At 46.9% G+C, this 8,669-nt stretch carries 6 protein-coding genes; all 6 read right to left on the reverse strand.

Going from position 1 to position 8,669, the window contains the following annotated elements; genetic code table 11:
* Positions 1-13: 13 nt before the first annotated feature.
* Positions 14-1,291: a KamA family radical SAM protein gene (locus tag Q7J27_13055; GenBank protein ID MDO9530068.1), complete on the reverse strand. Its 1,278-nt coding sequence runs from the start codon at positions 1,289-1,291 to the stop codon at positions 14-16.
* 276 nt (positions 1,292-1,567) lie between these two features.
* On the reverse strand, positions 1,568-3,025 hold the full coding sequence (gcvPB, locus tag Q7J27_13060; GenBank protein ID MDO9530069.1) for an aminomethyl-transferring glycine dehydrogenase subunit GcvPB: 1,458 nt from the start codon (positions 3,023-3,025) through the stop codon (positions 1,568-1,570).
* A complete protein-coding gene (gcvPA, locus tag Q7J27_13065) occupies positions 3,022-4,353 on the reverse strand; it encodes an aminomethyl-transferring glycine dehydrogenase subunit GcvPA (protein ID MDO9530070.1) in 1,332 nt (443 codons plus the stop codon). The genes gcvPB and gcvPA overlap by 4 nt, the downstream gene beginning before the upstream one ends.
* Complete coding sequence (gcvH, locus tag Q7J27_13070; GenBank protein MDO9530071.1) at positions 4,354-4,758, reverse strand: glycine cleavage system protein GcvH; 405 nt, start codon at positions 4,756-4,758, stop codon at positions 4,354-4,356.
* Between the two features lie 127 nt (positions 4,759-4,885).
* Positions 4,886-6,169, reverse strand: coding sequence for a hypothetical protein (locus Q7J27_13075; GenBank protein ID MDO9530072.1), 1,284 nt, complete (start codon positions 6,167-6,169; stop codon positions 4,886-4,888).
* A 98-nt stretch (positions 6,170-6,267) separates the two neighbouring features.
* Positions 6,268-8,669: FAD-binding and (Fe-S)-binding domain-containing protein (locus Q7J27_13080; GenBank protein MDO9530073.1), on the reverse strand; the 2,402-nt coding region annotated here is incomplete at its 5' end.

Here is an 8,669-nt window from a genome sequence, read left to right on the forward strand (position 1 = left end):
GAGTAATGATACGTTAACTTATTCTTTTACAAAAATCGGGATACTTAAGTATCCTTCCTTCAAAATTTTTCAGGAGTACATAATTCCCGTCACGCCCAATAAAATATTCAGGCAATAGAGGGACCTTTCCGCCGCCGCCAGGAGAGTCGATTACGTAATGCGGAACGGCATAGCCGGAGGTAAACCCTTGCAAGCCCTGAATAATTTTCAATCCTTCTTCTACGGGAACACGAAAATGCCCGGATCCGAGGATGGGATCACACTGAAAAAGGTAATAAGGACGCACACGAATTTTAAGAAGGCCATGAACAAAACGTTTCATTGTCTCTACGTTATCGTTAATGCCTTTTAAGAGCACCGTTTGGCTTCCCAGTGGTATCCCCGCATCAGCCAGTCGGGAACAGGCCTCTGTCACTTCAGGAGTGATTTCATCCGGATGGGTAAAGTGTATGCTCAGAAAGAGAGGATGATACTTTTTAAGCATCTTAACAAGGGACTTAGTGATGCGTTGAGGTAAAACCACCGGCACTTTTGTTCCGATCCTGATAATCTCCACATGCGGGATCTTTCGTAACTCGAATAACATAAAGTCCAATTGAGAATCCGAACAGGTCAAGGGATCGCCCCCGGAAATAAGCACATCGCGGATATTGGGATTCTGACGGATGTACTCAATCGCGCGCAATAGAACAGCATTACTGAAGCGTTTTTTATTTTTTGCCACCATATGTGAACGCGTGCAATACCTGCAATAGGTGGAACATACATCTGTGAAAAGCAGGAGAACACGGTCTGGGTAACGGTGGACAATATTAGGCACAGGACTCGTATGCTCTTCCGCAAGGGGGTCTCCCGCCTCCCCCTCTGAGATTAACAGCTCATCTTCTCTTGGCACCACAGCCTTGCGAATTGCCTGCTCAGAGTTATCCGGATCAAGCAAACTTGCATAATAAGGAGTAATACGTAAGGGAAGGGAATTGCTAATATCGGTAATTGGATTTCTTTCTTTTGGGGTAAGTAAAATAATTTTTTCTAATTCCTTTAAACTTGTAATACTGTTTTTGATCTGCCATCGCCAATCATTCCAGTTGGTTTCCGTAACTCCCGGGAAAAACTTCTGGCAGAATATCCCGGCTTGTTTACTAACGACAAACGGTCTTTCTTTGATCCTGTGAATTTGGGTGGTTACATTAGAGAAAACCGGCTGTAACGGTTTGCCCATTATACTACCTGGGGGTTGATCGTCCTCCGCACTCTTTAACTCCTCTTTCTGGAAAGCGAGCGAGTCCATTTCTTTTACTTTTCCTCCTGTTGTTTATTTTCCTTCCTAATTAGTGGGAGTATGTAAACCAAAAAAATAAAAATACAAGTTATTTTTTAAATTTTATTAAATTTTTTTCGAAATTATGTGCAGAATATTCTGTGCTGTACCCAGGATGAATGGCATGCGATTTTAGGGGGGTAACTCACTTTTAAGCCTGTAATTTAAAATTGAAGCTCCCCGCCGCAAGCAGCGGGGAATCTCCGACTGTTATGGAGTCTGTTTCGAGCTGACCCCTCAATGGTTTCATCCGGCAAGGCACGGCTTTCGTGCCGCGGTTGTCTCATCCAGTCTTCTTACTTTGCAGCGGCTTGGGGCGTCGTGCAGCAGCTCCGGATTTTTCTTTGCCTCATCCGCTATCGCTTTTAGTGCTTCAATGAAAAGATCGATGTCCTCTTTGGACTCAGTTTCCGTGGGTTCGATCATGATCGAACCATGCACTACAAGCGGGAAATAGATGGTGGGCGGATGATAACCGTAATCCATAAGGCGTTTGACCATGTCCAGGGTTGTAACCTTGTCAGCCTTTTGAAACTCGTCGGAAAAGACGCATTCATGCATACAGGGCCTGTCATAGGGAAGATGAAACACCCCTTTCAACTTTTCCTTGATGTAATTGGCGTTCAGTACAGCCAGCTGGCTGGCCTTCTTAAGGCCTCCGGGACCCATGCTCAGGATATAACTGTAAGCCTTTATCATGACACCGAAATTTCCATAAAAGGCATGCAGTTTGCCGACAGATTCAGGAAAATCTTCAGAAAGTGAATATTTTCCATTTTCCTCAACCACGCGGGGAACAGGAAGAAACGGTTCAAGGTGTTTCTTAACACAGACCGGTCCGGAACCGGGCCCGCCCCCACCGTGTGGAGTCGAAAAGGTCTTATGGAGGTTCAGATGAAGCACGTCAATCCCGATTTCGCCCATGTGTACGATGCCCATAACAGCGTTCATGTTTGCTCCGTCACAGTAGACGAGCCCGCCTTTTGCGTGGACTATTTCGGCTATTTTTTTTATGTTTTCCTCAAAGAGGCCGAGTGTGTTGGGATTGGTCACCATAATTCCTGCTGTATCTTCATCCATAACGTCGGCCACTGCTTCGGGAGAAAGGATTCCCTGTTCATTGGATTTAACCGGCACGGACTGGTAACCGCACAGCGTTGCACTGGCAGGATTCGTGCCGTGTGCGGTATCGGGAACGATGATCTTCGAACGTCGCTCACCCTTACTCTTGTGGTAAGCGCAAATTACGAGCATTCCGGCAAACTCCCCATGGGCTCCGGCCGCCGGCTGAAGGGTGACGGCATCCATTCCGGTGATTTCCGAAAGATACTGTTCAAGCTCAAACATCAGTTTGAGCGTTCCCTGTGACAAACCGGCCGGAAGCAGGGGATGAGCCCCGGCAAATCCTTGAAGGCCTGCCTGTCTTTCATTGGTTTTGGGATTGTACTTCATAGTGCATGAACCCAGAGGGTACATACCGGTGTCCACTCCGAAATTCCATGTGGAGAGCCGGGTATAATGGCGTACCACGTCCACCTCGGAGAGATCAGGAAAGTCCGGGCCTTCACCTGCAAGGTCTTCATTCAGGGGAGAGAACTCAACGTCACGCCGGGGTAAAGAAAATCCCCGTCGTCCCTTCTTCCCCTTTTCCCAGAGCAGGGGCTCATTAAGTATCAGGCCGGTAGTGCCTAAAGATTCTTTCATGATTTCACCTCCCTGACCAGCGCATCTATGTCTTGTCTGGTTCTTGTTTCCGTTACACATAAAAGGTAGTGGCTGGAAAGTTCCGGATAGTAGGGAGCAAGCGGAAGGCCCGCCACTATCTTCTTCTCTAAGAGACGCTCGTAAGTGTTCTTAAAACCTGCGGGGAATTCCACAACGAACTCATTGAAGGTAGGACTTTCAAAGTTTATTTTGAATCCTGCTTTTTTCAATTCCGATTTAAGATACTCGGATTTGTCATAGTTGAGCATGGCAAGTTCCCGCATCCCGGTACCACCCATAGAAGCCATATACATCGCAGCCGCAAGGGCGCAGAGACTGTTGTTGGTGCAGATGTTGGAAGTCGCTTTCTCCCGGCGGATGTGCTGCTCCCTTGTGGAAAGCGTCAGAACAAAGCCTCTTTTGCCGTCCATGTCGGTGGTTTTGCCTACCAGGCGGCCGGGCATACTGCGCACATATTTCATCTTGCTGGCGAACATGCCGAGTACCGGGCCACCAAACGACTGAGGGATACCGAGGCTTTGACCTTCCCCGCACGCAATATCGGCACCCTGACTCCCGGGATTTTTAAAAAGTCCGTAAGCAAGGGGTTCCGTAAACGAAGCAACGAGAAGGGCGCTCTTTTCATGTACCATCTCACTGATTTCCTTCAGATTTTCAATACATCCGAAAAAGTTGGGCGACTGAACTGCAACCGCTCCAAGATCATTCATTCCAGCAAGCTTAGAAAGATCGGTCCTGCCATCGTCAAGATATGGAAGCTCCGCAATTTCATAACCGGATGGTTCACAATACGTTTGAACCACACGACGATAGAGAGGATGAATAAGAGATGAAATGGCAACTTTTCTTTTTTTAGTTATCCGGAGCGCCATCAGCAGTGCTTCAGCCAGAGCCGAAGCGCCATCATAAATCGACGCATTTGCCACCTCCATGCCAAGAAGCCGGGTGGTAAGCGTCTGATACTCATAAATCGCCTGTAATGTCCCCTGGCTTATTTCCGGCTGGTAGGGGGTATAAGATGTCACAAACTCTGAACGGCCAAGGAGACTTGACACCGACGCCGGAATATAATGTTGATAACTGCCCGCACCAATAAACATTTTGTATTCCGGAGAGACGGCCATGCTGTCTGAAAGAGCACCCATACGGTCGTTCAATTCCCACTCGGTCAATGGCTCCGGCAGATTGAGATCATCCCTGTGACGGCAGTCCTCAGGGATCGTCGAGAAAAGGCCGTCGAGACCATCCACTCCCACTTCCTCCAGCATCGAAGTGATATCTTCACTGGTATGAGGTAAGTAACGCATTTATTTCCCCCCTTTAAGCGCTTCAATGTAAGCATCTTTGGTCATGAGGGCATCCCAATCATCCGGATTGTTGGGTATGACATCAATCATCCATCCATCGTCATACGGATCGCTGTTTAACAGTTCAGGGAATTCTTCAAGGGCAGTGTTTACAGCGAGGATTTCTCCGCCGATCGGCATATACAATTCGGAAACGGCTTTGACTGATTCTACTGTCCCGAACTCTTCGTCTTTCTCAAAGGTATCGCCCACCTGAGGCAGTTCGACAAACACAATGTCTCCGAGCTGATCCTGGGCATAGTCGTCGATTCCAACCCTTACCTTTTCACCTTCGGGCCTGGCCCACTCGTGTTCTTCTGCATAACGAACATCATCGGGTAAATTTAATTGACTGATCTCTTTCACTGGTCCCTCCTTTAATTTGGTTTCGAGTTCAAAGTTCTGAGTTCAAAGTTCTGAACTTTGAACTTTGAACTCTAAACTTTGAACTTTGAACTCTAAACTTTGAACTTTGAACTCTAAACTTTGAACTCTAAATTTTCAACATCTCTTTTATCGGCCGGCGTGCGGTACGATCCGGGCGAATGTCATCTACTATCATGACCTTTATCTTCCGCCTGTTATCCTTGAGTTCCACGATTTGACCTGAAAGCAGCTTAGGTTTCACCTTGACAAATCCACAGCAGAGTCCTTTCGGATTGAACCCTTCCGGTTTGTCGGGGCTGGAAATGCTGTAAATCCGATCACCGTGACGCCCGATTGCCATATCACTCACACATGTTAAAACCGTTCCGATTTCATTGCCGGCAGCGTCCAGCACGTACGCTGCGGGGTCATGGGTGGAAACCTTACGAAGATCATAGCCCACAAAAGCGCATGTGTGTTCTGATTCTTCTATATTATGAAGGGCTTCGTCACCTATAAACTTCTTGGTAAAACCTGTTCCGTCGTCATTATAAGGCAGGGTAAAAAGCCAGCGGTGATTAATAAACGGCCATGGTCCGATATCCTGGTGAGAGAGGGGAAGCAAAGCTCCAGCCCTTAACGAGTCCCTGGCAGCAAGACCGCACGGAATAAGATCAAACTTCTTGCCCGCCGCCAGGAGCATTTCCCATGTCCCGATAAGATGATCAGGGTTCACAAAGATTTCAAAGCCAAACTCCCCGGTATAGCCGGTCCGGGAAAGCAAAAGAGGCGTGCCGTCGGTAAGTTTCACCGTACCGGCAAGAGTGGATCTACTATCGAAATGACCCTTAAACGTGAAGTAGAACATCTCGTCAAAAACTTCTTCCGGTTCTTTCAGAATGTTCATGAGGATACCGGCAGCCATAGGGCCCTGGATATCTATCTTGCCAATTTTATCTGTAAGATCTATTATCTCAACGTCTCGTAAGCCGGCATAGTAGGTCATATGACGTGCAACGTCGCCCCCCATACCGGCATTTACAACGATCATGTAAATATTATGCTCTATCTGGGACACGATGGCATCATCTATAAGTTCACCATTTTCGTTCAAGTACGCGCCATAGACGCACTTACCGGGTTTTAAGGGGGCTTTCTTTTTGCCCACACAGGCATTCAGATCTTTGGTAAAGCACAACTGGAGCAATTCAAAAGCGTCTGTACCGGTAACCATAATAACGGCCATATGGCTTGTATCGAAAATGCCGGCATTTGTAAGAACCGTTAAATGTTCCTTCTTTGCACCCGAGGGATACCAGAGCGGCATATCATAACCGCCGAAAACGGCCATATTGGCACCATGAGATAGATGCCAATCATGCAACGGGGTGTTCCTTATTTCTTCGTGCATTGCTTTCTCCTTGAATCTGAAGTGTGGACAGATTTGAAATCTGTCTCCTCACATTGATTGACTAAATTAGATCAATAATTCTGTCAATAATTTTTTTATCATTTCAACATGGCCTCCCAGACCGTCTGGGAAATATCCTGTACCTTGAACCGCGCTTTCTCCGCCACTTTAGACATATTTATAGACCGTATACATGAGGGGCATGCCGTTACCAGGGTCTGAGCACCTGTATCAAGAAATTCGTGGACCTTGCGCCGGGCAATATCAAGGGAAAGTTCCTGATTTGATACCAGGAGATCCCCTCCCGATCCGCAACAGTTGCAATACTCTCGATTATCTCTCAGTTCTACAGAATTAAGACCGGGGATCTTGTCGAGTATGTAACGAGGCTCATCAAATATTTTGCTGTTTCTGCCAAGATCACAGGGATCGTGGTAGGCAATATCGTCGTTCAGTTCTCCAAACTGTACAGTACCCTCTTCAATGAGCCTTGCAATGAACTGTGTTGAGTGAAAAATATCAATCGGCACCCTTTTACCGGTAATATTATAATACTCTTCAGACCACATCCGATAGCACCCGGGGCAGGTCATCACCATGCTCTCTGCCCCTGATTCTTTTATCTTGCTTATATTATGATCCATGAACTTCGCTGCATCCTGTTCATGGCCGGCTACCAGCAATGGATAACCGCAACACCACTCCTCATCACCAAGAATAGTAAAGTCCACACCTGCTGAATCTAATATCCGGGAAAATGACCGGGCTATGTCCTGAACCGCCGGGTAAAAGGACGTTATGCACCCAACATAATAGATAACCTTGGCTTCTCTGTTTTTTCCAAGTTCGTACGGAAAATTCAACCTCTTTGTCCAATTTGCTCTCTGATCATTCGGTTTTGAAGCGATATTTTGCACTTCGGAAATATTCCTTGTCAAGTCTTTCAAGCATTCAAGCTCGAAGCCGTTCTGCACAAGATTGCTCCTCAATCCTCTCCACATCTCCTGCGGTTTGATATCAGCACTGCAGCCGACTCCACACCTTCCGCACAGGGTACATTGAAAGATTGATTTTACGTATTCGGGGATTATTTTCTGATGATTCAAGGAATCCCCCTCAATCAGGTCTTTCGCCATAAGAATCCTGCCGCGGGGTGTGGAGGAAATCCATTCCTGTCTGGTTGGACAGTAATTCATGCAGTAACCACATTGATTGCAGGCAATAATTTCTTCCAAGAAACCCTCTTGCTCGTATCTCCTCGCTCTTCCAGGGATTATCCTGTCTGCTGCAGAAACAACTGCCATGGCAATCTGATAGATATCCGGGTTGAAAAGTAACGGTGAATCAACCCACATCCCAGGATTCAGAATACCCTGGGGATCAAACTCCATTTTTCTCTTCTTGATCTCTTCGATCCTTTGTTTGGATAATATTTGCTTCTTATAAGGGGCATTCCATATACCCACCCCACCACCTGGTTTACCGCCACAAGATATCGCCAGGTTGGAAAGCTCCCGTGGAGTGTGCAGGGCAAGGATATACTCCGTCATTTTCATTTCATTGCTCACTACCATCGGCATCATCATGCATTCATCGCTGGAAACGACATGTCCCAAAAGACCGATAGGTCTCTTGTCCAGTTTCTCAAGACCGGAATAAAATTGATTCAGCTTATTTAGAGGAATATGGAGGCTGCTGGGAATAACAGTGGGGGCTTTCCTCCTGATTCTCAGTATATTGAACCTCTGTTGCCATTGATCATCTGCGCCTTCTATTTCCTCGCCGGAGTAACGGTGAACCAGCTCGTCTATCGTACCTTTACCGGCTTCGGCGTCTCTTTTCTCACCATCATAGGTAACCAGCACAATGCCGCTTCGGGGACCGAAGTTAGTCACCCGATAGCCGGACGCTTTAAGAAGTGCAAGGTATTTGTGATCAAAAATCTCAACGGCGTAGGGACAGGGTGCTGTCTTTACCAACGGATCAAGAAAGCCAAAGAGGTCTTCCATATCATCAAAATAAATTAAATGATGTGAGATTACGTCTGGAATTCTGCGAATTTTGAAGGAAATTTTGGTAACTACCCCCAGCATCCCTTCGGACTCAAAAAACCACTCCAACCCCTGTCCCCTCGCATATTCTCTCACCGTGCCATCAGAAAGGACTACCTGGGCAGACAGAAGTTGATCAAAGAGGGACCCGTACTTTAAGCTGCCTATTCCAAGACCATTGCCCATCATCCATCCGCCGACAGTTGCCGATTTGGCGCTGGACGGATAACTTATGACGGTAAAACCCTGACTTTTCAGCTTTCTATCTAATTCCCACCATGTAATACCTGCCTCTGTGGTCACCGATTCTCTAACTTGATCAACCTCAACGACGTCTGATAAATCCGTCAAATCCAATACAACGCCGCCTTTTTTGGGTACCGAACCAAAGAGGCCGGAAGAACCCCCGCCTCGTGCCACAACAGCTATCTTTTTATAAGAACAATAAC

The sequence above is a fragment of the Syntrophales bacterium genome (genome assembly GCA_030655775.1).
In the GTDB taxonomy this organism is placed as follows: Bacteria; Desulfobacterota; Syntrophia; order Syntrophales; family JADFWA01; genus JAUSPI01.